We start from the raw sequence: 355 nt of genomic DNA, 5'->3' as shown, positions 1-355 counted from the left end.
GAAGTCGACGGCGGCCTGGAAACCATCTCTCTGTCGCTCCCCGCAGTCATCACCACCGACCTGCGCCTGAACGAGCCGCGCTACGTGACCTTGCCCAACATCATGAAGGCCAAGAAGAAGCAGCTCGACACCGTGAARCCCGAGGACCTCGGCGTGGACGTCAAGCCGCGCCTGAAGACCCTGAAGGTCTCCGAGCCCCCGAAGCGCGGCGCCGGCATCAAGGTGCCCGATGTCGCCACGCTGGTGGACAAGCTGAAGAACGAAGCGAAGGTGATCTGATCATGACCGTACTTGTTATTGCCGAACACGACCACGCCACGCTCAAGCCGGCGACCCTGAACACCGTGACCGCAGG

The 355-nt window shown here is 62.7% G+C and carries 1 protein-coding gene; it reads left to right on the top strand.

Features of this window, described 5'->3' with window-relative positions:
- Positions 1-279 (top strand): electron transfer flavoprotein subunit beta/FixA family protein (locus AC1D3B_RS36270; protein WP_478195484.1); only part of this gene is annotated, 279 nt, incomplete at its 5' end.
- Positions 280-355 lie beyond the last annotated feature (76 nt).

It is taken from the genome of Variovorax sp. P5_A3, assembly GCF_056400665.1.
The sequence above is the reverse complement of the archived record's forward strand: the minus strand, read 5'-3'. Positions and strand labels throughout refer to the sequence as shown.